Source organism: Burkholderia sp. A2 (assembly GCF_001729305.1).
GTDB lineage: Bacteria > Pseudomonadota > Gammaproteobacteria > Burkholderiales > Burkholderiaceae > Burkholderia > Burkholderia sola.
Map to the genome: position 1 here is coordinate 194,314 of NZ_LZXX01000092.1, position 22,521 is coordinate 216,834.

The 22,521-nt window shown below is 66.4% G+C and carries 23 protein-coding genes and 1 riboswitch; of the genes, 8 read left to right on the forward strand and 15 right to left on the reverse strand.

The genetic code is table 11. The annotated features are described in order from the left end of the window. Window positions 1–103 precede the first annotated feature (103 nt). The 4 genes from A9Z05_RS36220 to A9Z05_RS16320 all read left to right on the forward strand — a co-directional run bounded on the left by A9Z05_RS36220 (window position 104) and on the right by A9Z05_RS16320 (window position 3,549). Window positions 104–1,096, forward strand: coding sequence for a hypothetical protein (locus tag A9Z05_RS36220; protein WP_124503527.1), 993 nt, complete (start codon window positions 104–106; stop codon window positions 1,094–1,096). A 217-nt stretch (window positions 1,097–1,313) separates the two neighbouring features. Beyond that, window positions 1,314–1,571, forward strand: coding sequence for a PAAR domain-containing protein (locus tag A9Z05_RS16310; RefSeq protein ID WP_069618998.1), 258 nt, complete (start codon window positions 1,314–1,316; stop codon window positions 1,569–1,571). A gap of 18 nt (window positions 1,572–1,589) precedes the next feature. Next, window positions 1,590–1,904, forward strand: a complete 315-nt coding sequence (locus A9Z05_RS16315) for a TrfB-related DNA-binding protein (RefSeq protein WP_069619074.1) — start codon at window positions 1,590–1,592, stop codon at window positions 1,902–1,904. A 166-nt stretch (window positions 1,905–2,070) separates the two neighbouring features. Beyond that, window positions 2,071–3,549, forward strand: coding sequence for an aminotransferase class V-fold PLP-dependent enzyme (locus A9Z05_RS16320; RefSeq protein WP_069618999.1), 1,479 nt, complete (start codon window positions 2,071–2,073; stop codon window positions 3,547–3,549). 94 nt (window positions 3,550–3,643) lie between these two features. On the opposite strand, the gene A9Z05_RS16325 is transcribed toward A9Z05_RS16320, so the two are convergent. Further along, the gene (locus tag A9Z05_RS16325; protein ID WP_069619000.1) at window positions 3,644–4,435 is read right to left on the reverse strand and encodes a helix-turn-helix transcriptional regulator; all 792 of its coding nucleotides are present in this window, start codon (window positions 4,433–4,435) and stop codon (window positions 3,644–3,646) included. A 109-nt stretch (window positions 4,436–4,544) separates the two neighbouring features. On the opposite strand from A9Z05_RS16325, the gene A9Z05_RS16330 reads away from it, so the two are divergent. Further along, window positions 4,545–5,624, forward strand: coding sequence for a zinc-binding alcohol dehydrogenase family protein (locus A9Z05_RS16330; protein WP_069619001.1), 1,080 nt, complete (start codon window positions 4,545–4,547; stop codon window positions 5,622–5,624). Between the two features lie 84 nt (window positions 5,625–5,708). Here A9Z05_RS16330 and A9Z05_RS16335 read toward each other — a convergent pair whose 3' ends face one another. From A9Z05_RS16335 to A9Z05_RS16380, 10 genes are all read right to left on the reverse strand, one after another. Then, window positions 5,709–6,101, reverse strand: a complete 393-nt coding sequence (locus tag A9Z05_RS16335) for a 2-oxoglutarate dehydrogenase (protein WP_227789689.1) — start codon at window positions 6,099–6,101, stop codon at window positions 5,709–5,711. An 82-nt stretch (window positions 6,102–6,183) separates the two neighbouring features. Next, window positions 6,184–8,031 (reverse strand): peptidase S10, encoded by a 1,848-nt coding sequence (locus A9Z05_RS16340; protein WP_069619002.1) that lies wholly within the window; start codon window positions 8,029–8,031, stop codon window positions 6,184–6,186. 697 nt (window positions 8,032–8,728) lie between these two features. Beyond that, complete coding sequence (locus A9Z05_RS16345) at window positions 8,729–10,543, reverse strand: ExeM/NucH family extracellular endonuclease (RefSeq protein ID WP_069619003.1); 1,815 nt, start codon at window positions 10,541–10,543, stop codon at window positions 8,729–8,731. 169 nt (window positions 10,544–10,712) lie between these two features. Then, window positions 10,713–11,654 (reverse strand): CopD family protein, encoded by a 942-nt coding sequence (locus tag A9Z05_RS16350; RefSeq protein WP_069619004.1) that lies wholly within the window; start codon window positions 11,652–11,654, stop codon window positions 10,713–10,715. Further along, on the reverse strand, window positions 11,651–12,031 hold the full coding sequence (gene copC, locus A9Z05_RS16355) for a copper homeostasis periplasmic binding protein CopC (RefSeq protein ID WP_069619075.1): 381 nt from the start codon (window positions 12,029–12,031) through the stop codon (window positions 11,651–11,653). The genes A9Z05_RS16350 and copC overlap by 4 nt, the downstream gene beginning before the upstream one ends. A 14-nt stretch (window positions 12,032–12,045) precedes the next feature. Continuing rightward, the gene (locus A9Z05_RS16360; RefSeq protein ID WP_069619005.1) at window positions 12,046–12,393 is read right to left on the reverse strand and encodes a copper-binding protein; all 348 of its coding nucleotides are present in this window, start codon (window positions 12,391–12,393) and stop codon (window positions 12,046–12,048) included. A 66-nt stretch (window positions 12,394–12,459) separates the two neighbouring features. Further along, window positions 12,460–13,755, reverse strand: a complete 1,296-nt coding sequence (locus A9Z05_RS16365) for a multicopper oxidase family protein (RefSeq protein WP_069619006.1) — start codon at window positions 13,753–13,755, stop codon at window positions 12,460–12,462. A gap of 1 nt (window position 13,756) precedes the next feature. Then, entirely contained in the window at window positions 13,757–15,259 is a 1,503-nt protein-coding gene (locus tag A9Z05_RS16370) for a TolC family protein (RefSeq protein ID WP_069619007.1), read from the reverse strand. Beyond that, on the reverse strand, window positions 15,256–15,537 hold the full coding sequence (locus A9Z05_RS16375) for a hypothetical protein (protein WP_069619076.1): 282 nt from the start codon (window positions 15,535–15,537) through the stop codon (window positions 15,256–15,258). The genes A9Z05_RS16370 and A9Z05_RS16375 overlap by 4 nt, the downstream gene beginning before the upstream one ends. 89 nt (window positions 15,538–15,626) lie before the next feature. Further along, window positions 15,627–15,983 carry a hypothetical protein gene (locus tag A9Z05_RS16380; protein ID WP_069619008.1) on the reverse strand — a complete coding sequence of 119 codons (357 nt, stop codon included), beginning with the start codon at window positions 15,981–15,983 and terminating at the stop codon, window positions 15,627–15,629. A 230-nt stretch (window positions 15,984–16,213) separates the two neighbouring features. Here A9Z05_RS16380 and A9Z05_RS16385 point away from each other — a divergent pair, with 230 nt between their 5' ends. After that, window positions 16,214–16,885, forward strand: coding sequence for a heavy metal response regulator transcription factor (locus A9Z05_RS16385; RefSeq protein ID WP_069619009.1), 672 nt, complete (start codon window positions 16,214–16,216; stop codon window positions 16,883–16,885). Then, on the forward strand, window positions 16,882–18,291 hold the full coding sequence (locus tag A9Z05_RS16390) for a heavy metal sensor histidine kinase (protein WP_069619010.1): 1,410 nt from the start codon (window positions 16,882–16,884) through the stop codon (window positions 18,289–18,291). The genes A9Z05_RS16385 and A9Z05_RS16390 overlap by 4 nt, the downstream gene beginning before the upstream one ends. A gap of 23 nt (window positions 18,292–18,314) precedes the next feature. Here the strand turns inward: A9Z05_RS16390 and A9Z05_RS16395 are convergent, their stop codons facing one another. The 4 genes from A9Z05_RS16395 to A9Z05_RS16410 all read right to left on the reverse strand — a co-directional run bounded on the left by A9Z05_RS16395 (window position 18,315) and on the right by A9Z05_RS16410 (window position 21,086). Continuing rightward, a complete protein-coding gene (locus tag A9Z05_RS16395) occupies window positions 18,315–19,523 on the reverse strand; it encodes an MFS transporter (RefSeq protein ID WP_069619011.1) in 1,209 nt (402 codons plus the stop codon). Between the two features lie 97 nt (window positions 19,524–19,620). Then, on the reverse strand, window positions 19,621–19,806 hold the full coding sequence (locus A9Z05_RS16400) for a DUF1289 domain-containing protein (protein WP_084044291.1): 186 nt from the start codon (window positions 19,804–19,806) through the stop codon (window positions 19,621–19,623). 2 nt (window positions 19,807–19,808) lie between these two features. Next, a complete protein-coding gene (dmeF, locus tag A9Z05_RS16405; protein ID WP_069619012.1) occupies window positions 19,809–20,798 on the reverse strand; it encodes a CDF family Co(II)/Ni(II) efflux transporter DmeF in 990 nt (329 codons plus the stop codon). A gap of 12 nt (window positions 20,799–20,810) precedes the next feature. Continuing rightward, entirely contained in the window at window positions 20,811–21,086 is a 276-nt protein-coding gene (locus A9Z05_RS16410) for a metal/formaldehyde-sensitive transcriptional repressor (RefSeq protein WP_069619013.1), read from the reverse strand. Window positions 21,087–21,201: 115 nt separating this feature from the next. Then, window positions 21,202–21,369: riboswitch (yybP-ykoY riboswitch) on the forward strand. 69 nt (window positions 21,370–21,438) lie between these two features. On the opposite strand from A9Z05_RS16410, the gene A9Z05_RS16415 reads away from it, so the two are divergent. After that, complete coding sequence (locus tag A9Z05_RS16415) at window positions 21,439–22,449, forward strand: sodium:calcium antiporter (protein ID WP_069619014.1); 1,011 nt, start codon at window positions 21,439–21,441, stop codon at window positions 22,447–22,449. Window positions 22,450–22,521 lie beyond the last annotated feature (72 nt).

The window sequence follows — 22,521 nt, forward strand, 5'->3', positions numbered from 1 at the left end:
AGCCATTTGCTATCGCGCCCGGTTTGGTGGCGCTCATGGTGTTTCCTTTCGTCACCACCATGATTCCAGATTAACAATGACGATATGAAAATAGCGGAATGGTATGAATAGCATGCTCCAGACATTAAAATCCAAATATTTGAAAAAGATAAAATTGATCGTGGCGCTGCTGACAAGTGTGTTGCTAGCCGGTTGCCCGCCGATGATTGTGCCGCATTTTTCAACGAAATCTTACGAGAAAATCTATAGCTTTCCGGCTGAACCACGTCCGTGGTTGACGCTGGAAAACGAGGGCATCAGTCTTTATTTGTATAATAGTTGCTATGATCGGAGCAGCGACTGTAAATGGCAAAATCTGGTCGCCTTGAAGAGCGGAACAAAACCCGATTGGAAAAGCCTTCTGGATGCACGTCCGATTAGTTGGAAAGTCCAAGGTACGAATTTACCCATGCGCCGCCCGATCTCCGCCTATGTACCCGGCACCAAATATCGTTTCATGGGTGCATTCAATAACTACCCAGAAATCGTGTTTGCAATTCCCGATGAACTTGTTGCCGATAAAGGGAATCGCGATCCGAGCTACATGCAGATTGAAGATTACAACTCTCTCGCCAGCCCTGTGGCTATAGATATTCAGTTGGTCGTTTACGATGACGAGCATCAATGGATTTTTGCTAGACAACCGAAACCGAATTATGAAAGAAAGAATTATCCGACCGATCTATTTGTTCCCAGCGACCTATTTCGATTTTCGGGGGGCGATGATGTGCGGCTACATCAATCGATGGCCTTGTATTATGTTTCACCAAAAACAGCGCCGACCGGCTATCGTGTCGTATCAGGCAAGGCGGCGGAATATTGGGTTGGAAAGTTCAACATCAAGTATAGAGCCGATCAAATCGCGTTAGCTGATGTTACATTTCCTTCTGTGCCTCTCACACTTGACGCCTTAACCGTCGATGACAAAAGCGTCGCTGGAAAGCCCACGCTGTTATGTCACTACAGCTCTACCCAATTTAATCTGGGTTGGATGGATGCGGCCCAACACCGCGAACCATCGGAGGAAGATCGAAAGAATTGCGAGCCAATTCAATAGTCGGGATGCTGCCCAATAATTATTGGGTCGGATCGTCTGCGTTTCGCCATCGGCCGGATCAATCACTTCGGGGGCAACCTGCCGTGGTCGGGCCGCCGACACGATACAAATTACGGCATGCAAGGCTATTCATGGTGATGCACACCAGCGCGGCAAATCGCTTCATCCGAACGTGATCGCCGCGTCAGACCTCAAACCATTTGGAGGACGGAATCCCATGCGGGGAATTATCCGGGTAGAAGATACGCACACCCACGGCGGCCGGGTCGAATCCGGCGCCCGAAAAAGCACGGTGATGGGGCGCGCGGTCGCTCGTATCGGCGACGCGTGCTCGTGTCCGATTCATGGCGCCTGCACGATTGCCGAAGGCGATCCGGCCTTCGACATCGAAGGCCGCCCCGCCGCATTCGACGGCCACAAGACTTCGTGCGGCGCGGAATTGATCTCGTCGCTTCAACATTCGGGGCGAATCTGAATGCCGACGACCCGACGCATGACCGACGAACAGTTCCGGCTGTTGCGGATGCACGATACGAGGATCAAGCCGCTGAACCAGTGGGCCTTGCACGAGATTTTCGTGAAGGGCCGATCACAACGGGCGCTGGCCGCCGAACTCGGCATGACGCACTCCGCGATGTCGCAACTTGTGCGAAAAGCCTGGCGACGCTATCTCGATCTGCCATGTAACGCCGGCCGCCTCACGACGCTCACGGTCACGATTCCGTCGAGGTACGAGCAGGCGCTGCTGGCATGGGTGCGGGATGCGCACCGGCTATCGACCCAACCCGGCCCCGATGCGGCGACGTAATCGCGACGATTCCGGCCAGCGAAGCCACGGAGAAACGAATTCCCCTATTTCCGACACATATAAAACATAATTCCACTTCGAGCCGCATCTTCAGCCAACTTTGGATCCTTTTTCCCTTCTGTCCCCCGTATCATCTCCGTCACTACGCAATCAGCCAGAGACGGACATGAGCGAACCCACCCCGCTGCACTACCTCGACTACGCAGCCACGACCCCTGCCGATCCCCGCGTGATCGAAGCGATGACGGCCTGTCTCGGCTTCGACGGCATCTTCGGCAACCCCGCATCCAGCTCGCACGCCGCCGGCCGACTCGCAAAAGACAAGGTCGAGCACGCCCGCGCGCAAGTCGCCGCCCTCATCGGCGCGGACGCCGACGAGATCGTGTGGACGTCGGGCGCCACCGAATCGAACAACCTCGCGCTGAAGGGCTATGCGGAAAACGCGACCGGCAAGCGCCACCTGATCACGAGCCGCCTCGAGCACAAGGCCATTCTCGACACGATGGCGAACCTGTCGAAGCATGGCATGCAGGTCACCTTCCTGACGCCTGACGCCCGCGGCGAAATCACCGCCGACGCCGTGGCGGCCGCGATCGGCCCCGACACCGGCCTCGTGTCGCTGATGCTCGTGAACAACGAGATCGGCACGCTGACCGACATCGGCGCGATCGCCCGCATCGTGCACGCCGCCGGCGCGCTGCTCCACGTCGACGCCGCGCAGGCGCTCGGCAAGACACCGATCGACGTGCGCGCGCTCGGCATCGACATGATGTCGATGTCCGCCCACAAGGTGTACGGCCCGAAGGGCATCGGCGCGCTGTTCGTGCGCCGCGAGATCGCGCGCCGGATCGCGCCGCAGATCCACGGCGGCGGCCACGAGCGCGGGCTGCGTTCTGGCACGCTTGCCACGCATCAGATCGTCGGCATGGGCGTCGCGTGCGAACTCGCCGCCGAAAAACTCGACGGCGAAGCCGAACGGATCGCGGCGCTCGGCGCGCGGCTCACCAGCGCGCTGTCCACGCTCGGCGACGTCACGCAGAACGCGGCCGCTGCCCGCCGCATCCCGCACACGCTGAGCCTGACGGTGCATGCGCCGGGCTTCTTCCCGTTCATGCTCGGCGAAGCGCTCGCCGTGTCGTCCACCTCCGCATGCAATTCGACCAGCGGCGCGCCGTCCCACGTGCTGACCGCGATCGGCCTCGATGCGGAAGCGGCCGGCCGCACCGTGCGCATCAGTTTCGGGCGGTTCACGACGGAACAGGACGTCGACTTCGCGATCGCCTGTTTCGCGCGGGCGATCGAGCAATGTCGGGCGGCGGCGGCGACCGGCTTCGCCGCGTCGCGGCAGATCACGCCGGCCGACCTGAAGGCGATCCGCAATGCCGGTTTCCGTGCGGTGATCTGCAACCGGCCCGATGGCGAAGGCGCGGATCAACCGGCGTTCGAGGAGATCGCCGCCGCCGCGCGCGAACTGGGCATGGACGCGCGCTACCTGCCGGTCGAACGCGACCGCATCGGCGACGCGGAAGTCGACGCGTTCGGCGCACTGGTCGACACGCTGCCGAAGCCGGTGCTCGCGTATTGCCGCAGCGGCAGCCGCTCCGGCACGCTGTGGAACCGGCTGTCCGAACGACGCACGGCGTAAGCCGCCCCGCCGTTACGCCTGACCGACCACCTGCGTTCACGCATGAAGCCGATGCTTCGCTGCGTGGCCGCCGGTGGCGCGAGTCACAGCCGCATCACGTCTGTTCATCGCCGTTCACCGGCGTATAGATCGCCAGCTTCAGCGCGGGATCGTCGTTCGCCTGGAACGTCGCGTACTCGTAGCGCTGCGTGCCGCGTTGCGCATGCACGAGCACCTTCTCGCCCGACACGCCGCTGCGCACGTCATGCGTATCCCACCATCGACAGAATTCGCTGCTACTGGCGCGCAAGCGCGCGACCAGTGCGACGAACGCCGGGTCGCTCGCGTAGAGATCGTGGTTCGTGCGAAATAGCGCGATCATCCGCCGCGCCTCGTCGGCCCAGCGCGCGGCGAACAGCGCACGCGCGTACGGCGCCTCGAACATGTAGACGAGGATGTTGCGATCGGCTGGCGCCAGCCGGTCGAAGCCGAGCAGATCGGCCGCGGCCGCATTCCACGCGAGGATGTCCCAGCGTCGGCCGGTCACGTAGGCAGGCTGTTGAAGATGCGCGACGAGCCGCGCGATGGCCGGCGGCACGCGTTCCGGCACGAACGCAGGTGACCCGTCGCGCCGCGCGAGCGTGCGCAAGTGGGCCGCTTCGGCCTTGTCGAGCCGCAACGCGCGCACCAGTGCGTCGAGCGTCGTATCCGACGGGTTGACGTCGCGCCCCTGCTCGAGCCGCACGTACCAGTCGACGCCGATGCCGGCCAGTTCCGCGACTTCCTCGCGCCGCAGGCCGGGCGTGCGCCGGCGCGGCCCGTCGTGAAGGCCGACGGCATCCGGGCGCAGCTTCTTGCGCCGCGAGCGCAGGAAATCACCGAACGGGGTTCGCGTGGTAGCGGTCATCGGGTTCGCTCCGTGCAGGGTGGTATCGGCCCATCCTGGGCTCGCGCCGGGCCTTGTTGCCGATTCTAAGCCTGCCAGAATCGACGCGTCCTCACCCTCGGGAAGCGTCATGAAAGCTGCGATTCTGAAGTCGCTGGGCGCGCCGCTCGCGATCGAAACGATGCCGGACCCGGTGCTCGGCACCGGCGAAGTCGTCGTGGACGTCGTCGCGACGCCGGTGCTGTCCTATGCGCGTGAAGTGTTCAGCGGCGAGCGCCGCTATCCGATGGAGTTGCCGATGGTGCCCGGTTGCGGCGCGATCGGCCGGGTCCGGCAAACCGGCCCCGACGCGACGCAGTTGCAGCCGGGCGATTGGGTATTCTGCGACCCGACCGTGCGCTCGCGCGACGACGCGCTTCAGCCCGACATCGTGCTGCAAGGCTGGAGCGCACGCGGCGAAGGTGGCAAGCAGTTGCAGCGCTACTTTCACGACGGCCCGTTCGCGGAGCGGCTGCGCGTGCCGACCGAGAATGCGGTGCGCATCGGCGCGATCGCGGCCGCCGACGCCACGCGCTGGTGCGCACTCAATACGCTGCTCGTGCCTTACGGCGGGCTGCTTGCGTCCGATCTGCGCGCCGGCGAAATCCTGCTCGTCAGCGGCGCGACCGGCAATTTCGGCAGCGCATGCATCGCGGTGGCGCTGGCGATGGGCGCGCGGTGCGTGGTCGCGCCCGGCCGCAATGCGCGCGTGCTGGCGGATCTCGAACGCCGCTTCGGCGACCGCGTGCGCACGGTCGAACTGACCGGCGACGAAACCGCGGATCGCATCCGCATGCAACACGCCGCGCCGGGGCCGATCGACTGCGTGATCGACCTGATGCCGCCGTCGGTGCCGGCGACGACGGTGCGGGCGGCCGTGATGGCCGTGCGTCCGTACGGGCGCGTGGTGCTGATGGGCGGCGTCGGCATGCTCGGCGGGGCCGGGCTCGAGCTGCCGTATCCGTGGATCATGCGCAACGACATCACGCTGCGCGGTAAATGGATGTACCCGACGGAAGCGGTGACGCTGATGACCGGGCTCGTTCGCGGCGGGCTGCTCGACCTGGGGCACTTCGACGTGACGGTCTTCGCGCTCGACGACGCGAACGACGCGGTCGCGCATGCGGCCGAACACGGCGGGCCGTTCAGGATGACGGTGATCGCGCCCTAGGCAACACATCGCGCACGCCCAGACGTCGAAATTCGGCGGCCGGCGCGATGGAAAGCCGCGCCGGCCGCCGCCCTGCCCGCTACGTCACTCGTCCTGCTGTTCCTGCTGCGCCTGCACCTGCCGCTGCCGGATGAACTGCCGCACATCGCTCATCGTCACCCGGCCGGTGTGCTTCGCATCGATCTCGTCGAAGTGCTTCGACACGAAGCCGAGCCCGCTGCTTTGCGCCTGCGCCTTCGTCACGGCCGCGCCGTTGCTCAGCACGGTATTGCCGCCGAGCCTCGCGTCGACGCGCTGCTGCGCCTGCTGCTGCAAGGCCGCGCCGGTCGACGGCAACACCGGCGCCGCGCGCGTGGCCGGAAAGAACGGACCGTCGACACCGCGCCCGCCGTGCGGCAGCTTCACCGGCGCCACCGCCTGCGGCGGCAACGCGTAGGCACTGCTCATCACGGCGCCGAGCACGATCAACGGAGACATACGCCGCATCAATTGGATTAGGGACATGATCGCTCGCATTCAATGGATGAATAGAGGGTTCCTTTGACAAGGACTCCGTCGCTCAAGGGGCTGCCGCCAGCGTCGTCGCGGCCGTCGCGCCCGGCTCGCTGCCGGTCGGCACGCTGGGCGGGTTTTCATCCGGCCACGGCGGCGGCAGCGTGTGCAGCGTCAGCGCCGTCGGAATCCGCGCGCCCTTGTAGAACGTCTGCAAATCCCGCTTCATCAGCGGACGGGCGACGTCGTCCAGATAGATCATGTGACCGCCCTGGAAGAAATTCACCTGCAGCTTCGGATGCAGCCCCTTCACCGTCTGCAGCCGCGCGAGCTGCTTCTCGGTGTTGAAGAACGGCGTCGCGAGATCGTGGTAGCCGTTCTCCGCGAGCACGCGAAGCTTCGGGTTGAGCTGCAGCGCACCGAGCAGATCGGGAATCGTGTCCGGCATCGGCTGGCCGTCGTGCGAGAAGTCCCAGACGCCGATGATGTTGTCGTTCAGCGGCAGGTACGTCGCGTTCGGGGCCGTATAGCCGAGGTAGTCCGGCATCTGCGTCGCGAGCGCGTTCGTGAACGGTTGCGAGATCAGGATGTCGGACGGATCGCCGTCGTTCTGCAGTCGCGGGTCCGAGTTCGGCAACGACACGCGCCCGTCATACCGGCCGATCGTCGTGCCGGGCACCAGGCTCGTGCCGAACGGATTCGCGTTGAAATAGTCGCGCAGCGCCTGCTGCGTGAGGCTCGACGGAATCGACCACAGCCTGAGCGTCGCATCGCTCGGGAACACCGGCGTGCCGAGCGCGTCCGGAATGCCGAGCTGGCTCAACACCCACGACTGCGAATACTTCTGCAGCTGGGTGTAGATCAGCGTCGTGAACAGTTCCGTCTGGAGTGCATACAGATCCTGGTTCACCGGCGCCGGCGACACCTGGTTGAAGTACGCCGCGACCGCCGCGTAGCCGGGCAGATAGCCGGCCACCGTATCGGTATCGAGCAGCAGCCCTGCGGTCGACTGCGTGATCGCCACCGCTTCCACCGCATCCGCGAAGTAGTTCAGGATCGCCGATTGCAGCACGATCCCCGTCAGGTGCACGCCGGCCGATTCGAGCGCGAGCGCGAGCATGTCGGTACGCGGCGTGCCGTACGATTCGCCGTACAGGTAGATCGGCGACGTGCCGCGGCTGTTGACGGTCAGGTAGCGCTGGATGAAGTCGCGCATGATGTTCACGTCCGCGTCGGAACCCCAGTACTTCTGGTTGGTGTTCGGCAACACGGCTTCCGACAGCCCGGTGCCGGGCGGGTCGATGAACACGAGGTCGGTGGTGTCGATCAGGCTCTCCGCATTGTCGACGAGCGGATAGTTCGGCCAGTTGTTGCCGAACAGCGGATCGGGCGTGGCCACGCGGGTCGGCGCGAACGAACCGAGCCGCAGCCAGATCGACGACGAGCCGGGCCCGCCGTTATAGACGAACGTGACCGGGCGCGGCTTGCCGTTCGTGCTGGGCGCGGTGTACGCGACATACGACATCGACGCTTCCGGGTTGCCGTTCGCGTCCTGCGCGGTCAGGTGGCCGGTGGTCGTCGTGTAGTCGATCGTCTTGCCGCCGCCCTTCCACTGGTAATGCATGACGGCCGCTTTCTCGGACACCTGCGACGGCGCGAGGCCGTCGGTCGCGTTCATCGAGTACGCGACCGGGTCGACATACGGCTGGTTGGCGGCAGACGTCTGGGTGCCGGCCGCCTGCGCGCTGGCCTGCTGGCTCGCGGTGGCCTGCGCGAGGCTCGACGCGCCGACGGACGACGAATCGTCGCCGCCGCATGCCGCGAGCGCCAGTGTCATGACGGTCAATGCGCCTAGCCCGGCCAGCCGGCCACGACGAACACGGCGGCTGCCGGTACTGCTCCTGTCTGGTTTCATCTCTTTCCTTCGGCTTCGGATACCGCGTCACAAAGGCCGCCAACGCCCGCGACACGCGCAGGCCGACCCGCCACTCGCGTTGCACGGTCGGCAGTCGGCGGTTGGGGATAGGACTTCCAAGAGACTGAACTTGATACAGACACAGCAAACTGCTGGCGAGAATGATGCCCGGACGCGCCCCCTGCAGTTTGGACAACTTTTGTATGACTGAAACTCAGGCCATGACAAAAATAGGCGGTGCTGCGCCGCGTTGTCAAAGATCATTCGGATATTAAAAATCCCGCAATGATGCGAAGGGCGGACAGTGTCTGGAACTTGAAAGAAAACGGAATTATTCGTGCAAGGTGTGTTTTGGCGACAATGCCACGCCGAATATTTTACTTTTCACGCGCAATGCAGAATCCTTTCCCGTATTGGCGCAGCAGACAGAAATCCTTCAAATCGGCATGATCATTCTTTCAACTTTATTATCGCCAATCGATTAACGCGATGCAGCAGCATGTACAGGTCATTCGACGATTCGATTCACTTCAATCCTCCCTCAACTGCGGCATCGATGTGCACTGCATCATCCATAAAGTACCGGCTCGATTAATTACTCATGGAATTATTTACCCGGTATTCAAACTGTTTCCGGGACAAGCGCGACGTCCGGCATTGCCGCACATCACGCCTGTCGCAAAACCTCAAGCCATCGTCACTTCCCGCCGCCCGGCAGCGCGATATCGATCAGCACCGGATCATGATCCGACGAACGATACGCATCGGCCGCATAGAACGTCTTCTGCTGCTCGGCCGACTTGTACGCGAGCGTGTACTGCAGCGCGAGCGGCTCGTCCGCGTTGATGTGCCATTCGTGCACGGCCTTCACGTGCGACGCGAGCGGCAGCGTCGCGAGCGCGTGGTCGAGATAGCCGGCTTCGCCGTTGTAAACGTAGCTGTACGCGTTCGCACCGATCCAGCGCGCGACGAGATTGCGGTAGCCGCGCGATTCGAGCGTGCGGATCGGGTCTTCGTACGTGTAGCTGTTGAAGTCGCCGATCAGCAGCACGCCCTGGCTCTTGACGCCCGTCGGGTTGCCGGCCAGCCAGTCGGCGACCTTCGCCGCCGCGCGCGTGCGCGTCGGGTTCCAGCATCCCTGGCCATCGCCCTGGTCGAGATCGTCGTTCGCGGCATCCGGGCAGTTCTTCGACTTCAGGTGGTTCACGGCCACCGTCAGCGCCTGCTTGTTGCCGCCGAGCAGCCGGAACGACTGCGCGAGCGGCTGGCGGTTCTTGTCATCGGTCGTGAGCGTCGCCGCGCGGCCGACCGGTTCGACCTTGCGGCTGTCGTAGATCATCGCGACCGCGATCGCGTCGCCGCCGAGCCGCGACGTGCCCGGATCGACCACGCGCCAGTGACTGCCGAGCTTCGCCGCGAGCTGGCGCACCGCGCTCAGTTCGCCGTAGCCGTTGTTCTGGATTTCCATCAGGCCGATCACGTCGGCGTCGATGGCCTTCAGCGCGCTGACGATCTTCGCTTCCTGGCGCTGGAATTCCTGGAACGTCTTCGCGCCGCGATTGTTCGGATCGTCGAAGCCGCCGCCGAGACCGTTGCCGTTGAAGTAGTTGAGCACGTTGAACGACGCGACGCGCAGGTTCGCTTTCGGATCGCGCGCCGGTGCGTTCGTGCGCGGGTTCTCGCGCTTGTCGAACACCGGCGCGGCCGCGCCGGGCAGCGGCTGTACGCGCCATGCGCCGTAACGCACTTCGAGCACGCCCTCGACGTCGCGCACCGTGTAGCCCGCGCGCAGCGTGTTCGCGGCCGACAGGCCCGGCGCCGGATACGGCACGGTCGCGGGATTCTGCTTGTTCGAGCCGTCGTCGAGGATCAGGCGGTTGCGCGCGTTCGCGTCGATCTGCGTCTGCGCCTGTGCGGGCGGCACGACGCTCGTCGGCGTACGCAGCCGGCCGTTGCTGAGCATCACGCTGCCGTAGCGGCCGAGTTCGTAGTTGTCGGTGACGCTCAGCGTCTGCGGCAGGCGCACGAGCATCCCTTCGTACGCGGCGAACGCGTTCGGGCTGTCGACCGGCAGCGTGAGCGTCGCGGGCGTGACCGTCTGGCCGTTCGCGCACACCGCGATCGCGCCCGCCAGCGTGAGCTGCGTCTGCCCGTATTTCTCGTCGACCTTGCCCGTCACGTGCACGAGATCGCCGGCCTTCGCACGCACCTTCGGCGCATAGACGAACAGGCCTTCGGACACGCCCGGCTGGTTGCGGCGCTGCGCGTCGGCCTGCTGGACGAAGAAGCCGCCGAAGCCGTCCGTGCCGCCGAAATCGGCGGTGACGACGGCTTCGATCGACGCGTTCTGACCGGCGAGCGGCGACGGCGCGCCCGGCCCCTGGATATCGGCGATCGGCGTCGTGCTGCCGCCGCAATTCGCGCTGACGGGCGCGGCGGTGGCGGCGAATACCGGCGCGGCGAGCATCGGGAGCAGCAATAGCGGGGCAAACAGGCGGATTGTCGAGCGCATGGCGGGAATCCCGGTTGTGAGGGTGGCGAAAGCTTAGCGACGCTCGGTGACAGTATTTGGTAATCGGCAGACAGGCCGATGTCATTGTCGTCATCACGCCGGGATCGCCACGCGTCGTACGGCCGGGCGTCGCCGATGCGCCGAATCCTCCGCCGACAAAACCGCCGCGCTAGACCGTCCCCGGCAGTGCGCTCGACACGAGCACGGCCGCCACCATCAGCACGCCGCCGAGCACGACCGCCTCGACGCGCAGCACCGTGCCGAACCGTTTCAACGCGCCGGCCGGCATCGCGGCGGCCGGGTCCTTCAACGCGGCCAGCAGCTTCGGCATCCCGAAGAACCGGTTGTGTCCGCCGAGCATCGCGGCAATCAGCACGAGCGCGAGCTTCAGCAGCAGGATCTGCCCGTACGTCGACGCGAGCAGGTTGGCGGGCGTACCGACGCCGCGCCAGCCGTTGTACGTACCGGTCGCGAACAGCACGACCAGCGCGTAAGTGGATGCATCGGACAACGACTGCACGAACGATGCACCCGTCGTGCGTTCGCTCGCCGGCATGCGGACGAGCTGCGGCATCACGCCGAACGTCGTCACGAGCACGAGCCCGACCCATGCGCTGATCGCCAGCAGATGCAGCCAGTCGATCCACACCGGCACGCTGAACAAGCCCGCATCCACGGGATGGCCGCCGTTGCCGCGCGCGAGCGCGACACCGGCGAGCGCGACCGCCATCGCGAACGGAAACCGGGTGTCGTTCGCATGCGTGACGAACGACAGCAGCACGACGACGAGCATGAACGCCGTGCCGGCCAGCCACGCATGGCCGAACCCGGTGCCCGCGAGCATCGAATGAACCGCCGGCCCCGCGTCGAGCAGCGGCACTTCGCTCATCAGCGCGCAGTGCGCCCAGAACGCGATGACGCTCGCGAGCAGCGAGACGACGGACGCGCTGCGCAGCGTCGCGACGAGCCGCCGCCCGACGTCGTGTTGCCACACCGATGCGCCGCGCGCGAGCCAGTGCCGGCCAAGCAACGCGCCGACGACGACCGCGAACCCGGCATTCTGGATCGCCACTGACACGAGCCGCAGCAGGCCGACGATGCCGTCGTTCACCCCTTCACCCGGAACGTATAAGCGCCCTTCGTGCGATGCGCGTCGGCCGTCATCGCCGCCCACTGCACCGTGTACGCGCCCGCCGCGAGCTTCGGTATCGCGACGGTCATCACGCGCGGGTTCGACGCATCGATCTTCGCCTTGTCCCGCGTGACGGCGTTGCCGCTCGCGTCGGACACCTTCACCGAGCTGAACGCCGGTTCGAGGTCTTCGTTGAACGTGAGCCGCAACGTGTCGGGCGCCGCGTCGACCGTGCTGCCGGCCGCCGGCACGGCGCCTTCGAGCTTGCCGTGGGCCGAAGCCGCGACCGGTGTCATCGCGAAGAGGGCGGCAGCCGCGGCGAGCGCGGCGAGCCGTCCGGAAATCGTGCTGTTCATGTTCGCGCTCCGCGTCACGGCTTCTTCAGTTCGACGACGGTCAGCGCGCCGTTCACGTCCTCGGCGACGAAGTCGATCGTATCGCCCGCCTTCACCTGCGACAGCATCGCCGGGTCCTTGACCTTGAACACCATCGTCATCGCGTCCATCCCGAGGTTCTCCAGCGGGCCATGCTTGATCGTCAGCTTGCCGGCGGCCATGTCGACCTTGCGGATCTCGCCGTGCGACATGCGCTGCGCCGCCGCGGCGCCCTGCCTCGCGCCGCCGCTCATGTCCATGCCGGCCATGTCGCCGGCCGCGTACGACGCGGCGGACAATGCCAGCGCGCACCCCGTCGCCATCAAAACCAGTCCTTTCTTCATCGTGTCGACTCCCGTGTGAATGAATGGAAACCGGCGGCCGCGTCGGTGCGGCCGCCGCGTGCTGCTTCAGCCGTCCGGCACTTCGCCGGTGAATTCGTAGGCGACCGTGCCCTTCGGATGCCGGAACCAGCCCGGATCGCGATAGTCGTTGCGGCCAAGCCCCTGCCGCACCTTGAGCACCGTGAACATGCCGCCCATCTCCAGCGGCCCGAACGGGCCCGTGCCGGTCATCATCGGCAGCGTGTTGTCGGGCAGCGGCATCTCCATGCCGCCCATCGCGCCGCCCGTGCTGCCCATCGCCATGTAGTCGGGCACGAGCTTGCCGATGCGCTTCGCGAGATCCTTCTGCGGCACGCCGATCAGGTTCGGCACCTGGTGGCCCATCGCATTCATCGTGTGATGCGACTTGTGGCAATGGAACGCCCAGTCGCCCGGACGATCGGCGGTGAACTCGATCGCGCGCATCTGGCCCACCGCAACGTCGGCCGTCACTTCGGGCCAGCGCGCGGCCGGCGGAATCCAGCCGCCGTCGGTGCCCGCGACCTCGAAGCTGTAGCCGTGCAGGTGGATCGGATGGTTCGTCATCGTCAGGTTGCCGAACCGGATCCGCACGCGGTCGCCGGCGCGCACCGGCAGCGGATCGATGCCCGGGAATACGCGCGAGTTGAAGGTCCACATGTTGAAGTCGGTCATCTCGTTCACGCGCGGCGTGTAGCTGCCCGGGTCGATGTCGTACGCGGCGAGCAGGAACACGAAATCGCGATCGACCGGCATCGTGCCGCGCGCCTTCGGATGCACGATGAACATGCCCATCATCCCCATCGCCATCTGCACCATCTCGTCGGCGTGCGGGTGATACATGAACGTGCCGTGCGCTTCGAGCCGGAACTCGTAGACGAAGGTCTTGCCGGGCGGAATGTGCGGCTGCGTCAGGCCGCCGACGCCGTCCATCCCGTTCGGCAGCCGCAGCCCGTGCCAGTGGATCGTCGTGTGCTCGGGCAGCCGGTTGGTCACGAAGATGCGGACCTTGTCGCCTTCGACGGCCTCGATCGTCGGACCCGGCGACTGGCCGTTGTAGCCCCACAGGTTCGCGTTCATGCCGGGCGCCATCTCGCGCACGACGGGCTCGGCCGTCAGGTGGAATTCCTTCCAGCCGTTCTTCATCCGCCACGGCAGCGACCAGCCGTTCAACGTCGCGACGGGCGTGTACGGGCGGCCGTCGGGCGGCACGAGCGGCGGCTGCGTGCCGGCTTTCGCCATCGTGGGCGCTTCGGGCAGCGACGCGGCGCCGGCCTTGCTGACCATCGCCGCACCGAGCAGCGCGGCGCCCGAGCCGCTGAGAAATTGTCGACGGGACACCATGTCAATGACCTTCCGGATGTGGTTGCGTGGCGGGCGCCGACGGCGCCGCGGGAATGGAAGCCGGCTGCGGCGCGGCGTCGGCTTTCGAAGCGGATTCGGGAGCTGATTCGGCGGAGTGCGTCGCGCGCGGCGCGGCGCCCGACGACGGCAACCGGCCGCCGACCGCCATCTGCAGATCGGTTTCGGCGAGCCAGTAGTCCTTCAGCGCATCGATGTAGCCGTTGACCGCGCCAACCTGTTCTCGCGCATCGGTCAGCAGCTCGAACACGCTCGCGAGCATCCCGTTGTAGCGCAGCAGCAGTTCGTCGGAGATCGTCTTGCGCAGCGGCACGACTTCGTCGCGATAGTGCGTGGCGACGTCGTAGCGGGTGACGTAAGCCGCATACGATTCGCGCACTTCGGAGCGCGCATCGATGGCGGTTTTCGCGAGCCGGTTCGCGGACTGCATGTAGATCGCCTCGGCACGCGCGACCTTGGCGCCGCCCCAGTCGAACAGCGGAATCTCGACGCTGATTTCGTAGCCGTGCTCGTGGCCCTTGCCGGTTTCGTAGTCGTTCACGTAGCCGAGCTCAACCGCGTTGACGAAGCGCGTGGCCTTGCTCAGGCCGAGCGACGACGCGACGCCCTGCGTCCGCAGCTTCGCGGCCTGGATGTCGAGACGGTTGCTCATCGCGAAACGTTCGAGATCCGGCAGGTCCGGGCGCGCTTTAGGCAGATCGGGCAAGCGTTCGGGCAACGCGTACCGCGTGCGCTCGCCCCACAGCCCCATCGCGCGCGTGAGCTTCTCGCGTGCGGCGACGGCCTGCTGGCGCGCCTTCGCGTGCTGCGCGACCGCGTCGGCATGAAACGCCTGTTCGCGTGCGTAGTCGAGCCGGCTGAAGTTGCCGGCCTGCCGCATGCGCAGCGCGAGCTCGGCCGCCGCGCTCGCAGCCTCGCGCACCTGCTGCGCATAGTTCGCGGCCTGCTCGGCGGCGACGGCCTCCACGTAGGCCCGGCGCGCGTCGGCCGCGACCTTCAGCATCGCGTCGGCCGTTTCGAGCTTGGTCTGCTCGAAGCGACGGCGCTCGATGTGCGTCGCGAGCGGCATCGTCAGCAGCGCGAACACGTTCGCCGAGAACGTGCGGCCGAGCGTCAGCTCGCCGTCGCCGGCACGCGTGCGGCTGAACGCGAAGCGCGGGTTCGGCAGCCGGCCGGCTTGCACGAGGTCGGCCTCCGACAGCCCGAGTTCCGCGTACGACGCCTGCAGCCCGCGGTTGTTCAGCAGCGCGACCTGCACCGCGTCGTCCATCGACAGCGGTTTTGCAAGCAATTCCTGCGTCCGCTGGTCGACGGCTTCGCGGTCGGCGTCGGTCCGCACCACCACCGCGTCCTTGCCGATTCGCTCGGTTGCGACGGACGACACGGCGTCGAACCCGCCGTCCTTCGAAAATGTCGTGCAGCCCGCGAGGAGCGCCAGCACGATCGCGGCCGCGCCGATCCGACGCGATATCGCGAGCGTCGTCATCGCGTGGCCCCTCCGTGCGTGGAATGACCGGCGCCGTTGCCGGCCGCGCCGCTGCGCGTGCGCCCTTTCGCGGGTCGCTCGGTCACGTCCCGGTTCAATTGCTTCCAGCCCGGGCCTGCGTCGTCCCGATACGGCCGATAGCCGTCGAACGCCGACGTCACGGTGACGTCCGGCACCGACGCGGCGGCGTCCGCCGGATCGGGAAACGCGGTTTGCGCGGGCGCGAGCGACGGCACGAGGGCCGCCGCGCCCCATAGCGCCGCAATGATCAATCGCATGAACATGTCTCGTCGTAAGTCGTCCGGCGTGGCGTGATGCGATGGCCGGAGCAAATAGCGGATCGCGGCGGGTCGGCCGCGGCCAGGAACTAGACGGGTATCCGGCGAGGCGGCCGGTCGATGCCGCCGGTCAGGAACGACACGCCCCCGGCCGAACGCGGCGGCGCGACGGTCGTGACGCGCACGCTCGCCATGACGGGCGCCGCGGGTGCGCCCGCCATGCCCGCGCCGATGCAGCAGGACACGCACGCGGCACATGACGACGCATGCCGCGCGCGATCGCCGTGATCGTGATGGCCGTCCTGCGCGGCCGGTATCGTGTGCGGCGCGTTGTCCTCATGCGGCACGGCGGCGCCCGCGCACGGCATCGAAACAGCCGCGAACGACTGGATCGGCAGGCTCAGCGCCAGCAACACGACGACGAGAAAGGTGCGCCAGTACGACATGGATGCGAAATCGGGGCAGACAGCGACCGTTGGGCCGGCGCGTCGCACGACGGCGCGCCAGGGACAAGACGGCCGCAGCTTATCGCCGCCGCGGTGACGGCGACATGGCCGAAACATGACCGGGCTTTCATGACAATTCCGTCATCCGCCGATCATCGTTCGCGCACGCGCGGCGCCGTATGCTCCGGCGTTACACTGACCGGCTGGAATCACGGACGGCCTGCCTCACCATGCGGATACTGATAGTCGAAGACGAACCCAAGATGGCGTCGTACCTCCGGAAGGGGTTGATGGAGGCGAGCTACACGGTCGACGTCGCGGAAAACGGCCAGGACGGGCTGTTCCTCGCGCTGCACGAGGATTTCGATCTCGTCGTGCTCGACGTGATGCTGCCGGCGCTGGACGGCTTCGAGGTGCTCAGGCGGCTGCGCGCGCAGAAGCAGACGCCCGTGCTGCTGCTCACGGCCCGCGACGCGATCGAGGACAAGGTCGCCGGGCTCGAACTCGGCGCCGACGATTACCTGCTCAAGCCGTTCGCGTATGCCGAATTCCTCGCGCGCATCCGCTCGCTGCTGCGGCGCGCGCCGCGCAACGTGCGCGACATCCTGCACGTCGCCGATCTCGAAATCGACCTGCTCAAGCGCCGCGTGCGGCGCGCCGATACCCGCATCGACCTGACCGCGCAGGAATTCGCGCTGCTGCAGCTGCTCGCGGAACGCGAGGGCGAGGTGCTGACGCGCACCTTCATCACGTCGCAGATCTGGGACATGAATTTCGACAGCGACACGAACGTCGTCGACGCGGCGATCAAGCGCCTGCGCGCGAAGATCGACAACGCGTACGAGACGAAGCTGATCCACACGATCCGCGGGATGGGCTACGTGCTCGAGGATCGTTCGTGACCGCGCACACCGCTTCGTATTCGCTGCTGCGGCGCCTGACGCTCGCGTTCGCCGCGGTCGCCGCGCTCGTGTTCGCGCTGACCGGCGCGTATCTGTACCGATCGCTGTCCGCCGAGCTGACGCGACGCGACGACATCGAAATCTCCGGCAAGCTCAACCAGTTTCTGCAGCTCGCACGCGCCAGCGGATCAACGGCCGCGCTGCGCGCCGATCCGGCCGTGTTCCACGACGTGCTGCTGTCGCATCCGGGTGTCTATCTCGGCATCTACGACGCGCAAAACCGCCCGCTCGTCGAGCATTCCGACGAAGCCGGCAACACGCTCGCGTCGGTGATCGCCGCATCGCATCGGGCACGCAGCACCGATGGCCCATTCACCTGCGCGCCGCCCGGCATCGGCACGTCGCGCTGCGTGTCCGCACGCGAAACGCTGCCGTCCGGCGAAACGATCCAGGTCGCACTCGCACGCACGGCGACCGATCGGCAGTCGCTGCTCGAAAGCTATCGCGTCGACATCTGGCTCGCGGCGGCCGTCGGCGCGCTGCTGGTCGGCGCGCTCGGCTACGCGGTCGCGTCGCGCGGCCTGCGCCCGGTCGAAAGCCTCGGCCGGCAGACGTCGCGCATCGAGGCGCACAACCTGAACGCACGCCTCGACGCACGCGGCGGTCCGGTCGAATTGCGCGAGCTCGCCACGTCGGTGAACCGGATGCTCGACCGCCTCGAACGCGCGTTCGTGCGGTTGTCGCAATTCTCGTCCGATCTCGCGCACGACATGCGCACGCCGCTCGCGAACGTGATCAGCTCATCGCAGATCACGCTGTCGCGCGCACGCACGGCCGACGAATACGAAGCGCTGATCGAATCGAACATCGAGGAATGCGAACGGCTACAGCGGATGATCGAGAACATGCTGTTTCTCGCGCGCACCGACAATGCGCGACAGCACCTGAAGGCCGCCGAACTCGACGCGGGCAGCGAATTGCGCCGGCTCGCGTCGTATTTCCAGGCACTGGCCGACGAAGCCGGCGTACGCATCGACGTGCATGGCGAAGCGCCGGTCGTCGCGGACGCGACGCTGTTCCGGCGCGCGGTCAGCAATCTCGCGTCGAATGCGCTCGAACACGCGGAAGCCGCATCGACGATCGAGCTGGCCGTGTCGACCCAACGCGGTTACGCGGTCGTCGAAGTCACGAATCGCGGCGTCGCGATTCCGCCCGAACAGGTCGAGCGGATCTTCGAGCGCTTCTACCGGATCGATTCGTCGCGGCACGGCGCGGCGCGCAACGCGGGGCTCGGGCTCGCGATCGTGAAGTCGATCATGGAGCTGCATCGCGGCAAGGTGGAAGTCGCGAGCCGCGACGGGCGCACGACGTTCGCGCTCTACTTTCCGCGCGACACCGACAATTGAACGACGCGCCGCCGCGTGCGGCGCTAGCGATCCCGCGCGGCAGCGAACGACGTGCGAACGCACACGAGCAGCACGATGGTCGCCGCGCTGAATACGGCCCCCGCGTAGAACGTGGCCGCGGCGCCGGCCCGATCCCACAGCACGCCCGCGACGGCGCTCGAGACGAGCGTCACGATCCCGCTGATCAGGTTGAACACGCCGAACGCCGTGCCTCTCAATTCGGCCGGCGCGGCCTGCGCGACCATCGTCGCGAGCAGCCCTTGCGTCATCCCCATATGGAGCCCCCACAGCGCGACGCCGACGAGCACGGCCGGCCAGTGCGCGCCGTGCGCCAGCACGATGTCGGCGGCGATCAGCAGCACGAGCCCGATCGCCATCAGTTTCGTGTGGCTCGTCGTATCGGCGAGCTTGCCGAACGGGTAGGCGGACAACGCATACACGACGTTCATCGCGACCATCACGAGCGGCACGAGTGCGACGGGCACGCCGCTGCCCATCGCGCGCAGCACCAGGAACGCCTCGCTGAAACGCGCCAGCGCGAACACGCCGCCGACGGCCACGACCCACCAGTAGCGGGCGCCGAGTTGCGCGACGACCGCGCGGCGGATCGGGTTCACGCCCTTCTCGCCCGGCGCACCAGCCGGTTCCTGGATGCCGAACGCGAGCAGCGCCACGGCCAGCACGCCCGGGATCACGGCCAGCCAGAACGCGAGGCGGAAATCGTCGCGCCACACCAGCATGATGACGACGGCCAGCAGCGGCCCGAGAAACGCGCCCACCGTGTCGAGCGACTGGCGCAACCCGTACGCGGCGCCGCGCAGGTGAACGGGCGTGACGTCGGCGACGAGCGCATCGCGCGGCGCGCCGCGAATCCCCTTGCCGATGCGGTCGACGATCCGCGCGGTCACCACGACGCCGATCGTCGGCGCGATCGCGAACAACGGCTTGCTGAGCGCGCCGAGCGCATAGCCGGCCACCGCGAGCCATTTCCGATTGCGCAGGTAGTCGCTCAGCGTGCCGGAGAACACCTTGACGACCGGCGACGTCGCCTCGGCGATCCCTTCGATCACGCCGATCGTCGTCGCGCTCGCGCCCAGGCCCGCCATCAGGAACATCGGCAACAGGCTGTGGATGATTTCGGACGACACGTCCATCAGCAGGCTGACACAGCCGAGCACCCACACGCTACGCGGAATCTGCCGAAGAATGCCGGTCGATGCGTCGGTCTGCATGGATCGCTCCCGGTTCAGGCATCGTGATGCCGAATGCCTGTGATGCTACCGCATGCTCGCGACCCTGATCGCAGACCGAGGCGCGCGTGCGCGCTTGCTATTGCGCCGCGTCGCGCCGTAGCTTCGCCTGTCGGCGCGACCGGTCGTTCAGTATCTGGTGCCGGCGATGGTCGGTCAGCTTCTTCCAGTCGCGGGCCTCATCGCGCGTGCGCAGGCAGCCGACACAAAAGCCCGTTCGGCCGTCGAACGCGCACAGGTCGATACACGGCGATTTCGCGGCCACGATCAGGCTGCCTTCGCACGCGTCATCACTTCGACGGTCACGTGCGACACGCCGTCGAAGCGCGCGAGCAGCGCATGGTAGAAACGCGCGTCGCGCGCGGCGTCGCCCGATTCGACCGACACGATCGCGCTCATGTGCCCGGGGCCCACGCGCCACACATGGAGGTCGTTGACCTTGTCGCCGAGCGCCTCGATCGCACGGCGCACGTTGTCCGTCAGCTTGCGATCGACGTTGACGTCGAGCAGGATCCCGCCCGTGTCGCGCATCAGCCCGTACGCCCAGTTGGCGATCACCAGCGCACCGACGATGCCCGCGAGCGGGTCCATCCAGACCCAGCCGAACGCGCGCGCGAGCAGCAGGCCGACGATCGCCAGCACCGACACGGCCGCGTCGGCGATCACATGAACGTAGGCCGACCGGATGTTGTGGTCGCGATGTGCGGCCGAGTGCGAACCGTGATCATGGTGTGTGTCGCCGTGGTCATGATCGTGGTCGTGCGCATGATGATGATGACCATGCCCGTGATGGTGATCGCCGCTCAGCAGCGACACGCTCGCAAGGTTCACGGCAAGCCCCAGCACGGCGATTGGAATCGCTTCGTCGAAGTGGATCGGCACCGGCGCCAGCAAGCGCGCGATCGCCTCATAGCCGATCAGCACCGCAATCATCGCCAGCACGATCGCGCTCGTGAAGCCGGCCAGGTCGCCGAGCTTGCCGGTGCCGAACACGAAGCGCGGATCGTCGGCGTGCCGGCGCGCATAGGTATAGGCCAGCGCGGCGATCAGCATCGCGCCCGCGTGCGTCGACATGTGCAGCCCGTCGGCGACCAGCGCGAGCGAGCCGAACAGCGTGCCGCCGACGATCTCGGCGATCATCATCGCCGTGCACAGGCCGATGACCATCCACGTCTTCCGCTCGTTGCGGGCGTGTGCTGCGCCCAGAAACGCGTGGCGGTGCGCGCCGCCGGCCGACGTGCGGTTGAATTCGTTCATGTCGCGGTCCGGTTACTTGAAATAGCTGTGCACGACGTCGATGAGCTGCTCGGTCGCGCTGCCCTCGTGTGCGTCGGCCGTATCCGCATCGACGAGATGCGACCGGATGTGGTCTTCCAGCACGACGGCCAGCAGGCCGTTCATCGCGCCGCGGCAGCTCGTGATCCGTTGCAGCACGTCGTTGCAGCCACGCTCTTCCTCCAGCGCGCGCTCGATCGCTTCGACCTGCCCCTTGATACGGCGCACGCGGTTCAGCAGCTTCTGTTTCTCGCGAACGGTATGACTCATCGATGGCTCCCGGATAGGGTAGGGGAGTATATCTCCGGAAGATTTCCCCCATAGGGTAGAGGGGTATATTTTTCCAGACGAACGCTTGTCGAACGAAAACCGCTCGGCTAGACTGTTTTTCGTCTTTGGGGAGTAGCCTGCTTTCCGTCACCGGAAAGCGGACGCGTCAACACACTCGGCCCGCGGCCGTGGCGCGTTCGGCCTGATCGGCTTGGCGAGACCATCGGCACATCGCGTCGTTCCTGGTCGGACGCCGGCGGATGTGTCATGGTTCGTCAGCGTCCGACCACGGAGTCCCCATGTTCCTTTCCGCTCGCCTCCCTCACGCCACCGCCGCCCGCGGAGGTGCCGCATGACCTTCATGTTCGTCGAACTGGCGTTCATGCTGATCGTCATCCTCGTCGCCGCCGAAGTCTTCACCAATGCGCTCGAACATCTCGGCGAACGCCTGAAGATTTCCGAAGGCGTGACCGGCTCGCTGTTCGCGGCCGTCGGCACCGCGCTGCCCGAAACGATGGTGCCGCTGCTCGCGCTGGCCGGCGGCACGTCGAACCAGGCCGTGAACGAAGAGATCGGCGTCGGCGCGATTCTCGGCGCGCCGCTGATGCTCGCGACGCTCACCACGCTCCTGATGGCGCTCGCCGTGATCCGCTCGCGGGGGCTGCGCGGCACGATCGCGCCCGAACGCACGGGCTTCGTGCGCGACATGAACACCTTTCTCGCCGCATTCTCGCTGGCGACCGTCGCGATGTTCGTCCCGCATCACAACTGGGCCGTGCGCGCATTGCTCGCCGCGATGCTGGTCGGCCTCTACGTGATGTATGTCGTGCTGACGTTCCGCGCGTCGACCGGGCTCGTCGACGCCGGGCACGGCACCGAGGCGCCGCACGCGATGTTCCTGTCGCGCGTCGGCCTGCCGACCAACCTGTCGACGATCGTGCTGCAACTGCTGATCGGCGTCGCGCTGCTGGTCGGCGGCGCGAAGGGCTTCATTCACGGCGTGGAAGGCGTGTCGCACGCGCTCGGCGTGTCGGCGCTGCTGCTGTCGCTGATCATCGTGCCGATCGCGACGGAACTGCCGGAGAAGGTCAACAGCGTGCTGTGGATCCGCCGCGGGAAGGACACGCTCGCGTTCGGCAACATCACCGGCGCGATGGTGTTCCAGGGCACGCTGCTGCCCGCGATCGGCATCATGCTGACGCCGTGGGAGCCGCGCCCCGAAGTGCTGACCGGCGTGATCGTCACGCTCGCGGCGGCGGCCTGGCTGCGCATCCATGCGCGCACGCGCGGGCTCGCGATCTGGGCGCTGCTCGCGAACGGTGCGGGTTATGCAGGGTATCTGGCGCTGACGCTGACGCGCTGAGCGCCGGTCGGGCGCGCCGGCCGGCGAACCCGTCGGCGCGGCGCGTTTCATGGCGCCGGACGCGGGCAGCGG

What these genes read in the sequence shown, in the direction of transcription:
- copC (WP_069619075.1), bottom strand. Translation starts at nt 12,031, where the DNA reads ATGAACAGCACGATTTCCGGACGGCTCGCCGCGCTCGCCGCGGCTGCC.
- A9Z05_RS16320 (WP_069618999.1), top strand. Translation starts at nt 2,071, where the DNA reads ATGAGCGAACCCACCCCGCTGCACTACCTCGACTACGCAGCCACGACC.
- A9Z05_RS16410 (WP_069619013.1), bottom strand. Translation starts at nt 21,086, where the DNA reads ATGAGTCATACCGTTCGCGAGAAACAGAAGCTGCTGAACCGCGTGCGC.
- A9Z05_RS16395 (WP_069619011.1), bottom strand. Translation starts at nt 19,523, where the DNA reads ATGCAGACCGACGCATCGACCGGCATTCTTCGGCAGATTCCGCGTAGC.
- A9Z05_RS16360 (WP_069619005.1), bottom strand. Translation starts at nt 12,393, where the DNA reads ATGAAGAAAGGACTGGTTTTGATGGCGACGGGGTGCGCGCTGGCATTG.
- A9Z05_RS16345 (WP_069619003.1), bottom strand. Translation starts at nt 10,543, where the DNA reads ATGCGCTCGACAATCCGCCTGTTTGCCCCGCTATTGCTGCTCCCGATG.
- A9Z05_RS16330 (WP_069619001.1), top strand. Translation starts at nt 4,545, where the DNA reads ATGAAAGCTGCGATTCTGAAGTCGCTGGGCGCGCCGCTCGCGATCGAA.
- A9Z05_RS16380 (WP_069619008.1), bottom strand. Translation starts at nt 15,983, where the DNA reads ATGTCGTACTGGCGCACCTTTCTCGTCGTCGTGTTGCTGGCGCTGAGC.
- dmeF (WP_069619012.1), bottom strand. Translation starts at nt 20,798, where the DNA reads ATGAACGAATTCAACCGCACGTCGGCCGGCGGCGCGCACCGCCACGCG.
- A9Z05_RS16375 (WP_069619076.1), bottom strand. Translation starts at nt 15,537, where the DNA reads ATGCGATTGATCATTGCGGCGCTATGGGGCGCGGCGGCCCTCGTGCCG.
- A9Z05_RS16340 (WP_069619002.1), bottom strand. Translation starts at nt 8,031, where the DNA reads ATGAAACCAGACAGGAGCAGTACCGGCAGCCGCCGTGTTCGTCGTGGC.
- A9Z05_RS16310 (WP_069618998.1), top strand. Translation starts at nt 1,314, where the DNA reads ATGCGGGGAATTATCCGGGTAGAAGATACGCACACCCACGGCGGCCGG.
- A9Z05_RS16365 (WP_069619006.1), bottom strand. Translation starts at nt 13,755, where the DNA reads ATGGTGTCCCGTCGACAATTTCTCAGCGGCTCGGGCGCCGCGCTGCTC.
- A9Z05_RS16415 (WP_069619014.1), top strand. Translation starts at nt 21,439, where the DNA reads ATGACCTTCATGTTCGTCGAACTGGCGTTCATGCTGATCGTCATCCTC.
- A9Z05_RS16315 (WP_069619074.1), top strand. Translation starts at nt 1,590, where the DNA reads ATGACCGACGAACAGTTCCGGCTGTTGCGGATGCACGATACGAGGATC.
- A9Z05_RS36220 (WP_124503527.1), top strand. Translation starts at nt 104, where the DNA reads ATGAATAGCATGCTCCAGACATTAAAATCCAAATATTTGAAAAAGATA.
- A9Z05_RS16335 (WP_227789689.1), bottom strand. Translation starts at nt 6,101, where the DNA reads ATGTCTCCGTTGATCGTGCTCGGCGCCGTGATGAGCAGTGCCTACGCG.
- A9Z05_RS16370 (WP_069619007.1), bottom strand. Translation starts at nt 15,259, where the DNA reads ATGACGACGCTCGCGATATCGCGTCGGATCGGCGCGGCCGCGATCGTG.
- A9Z05_RS16385 (WP_069619009.1), top strand. Translation starts at nt 16,214, where the DNA reads ATGCGGATACTGATAGTCGAAGACGAACCCAAGATGGCGTCGTACCTC.
- A9Z05_RS16325 (WP_069619000.1), bottom strand. Translation starts at nt 4,435, where the DNA reads ATGACCGCTACCACGCGAACCCCGTTCGGTGATTTCCTGCGCTCGCGG.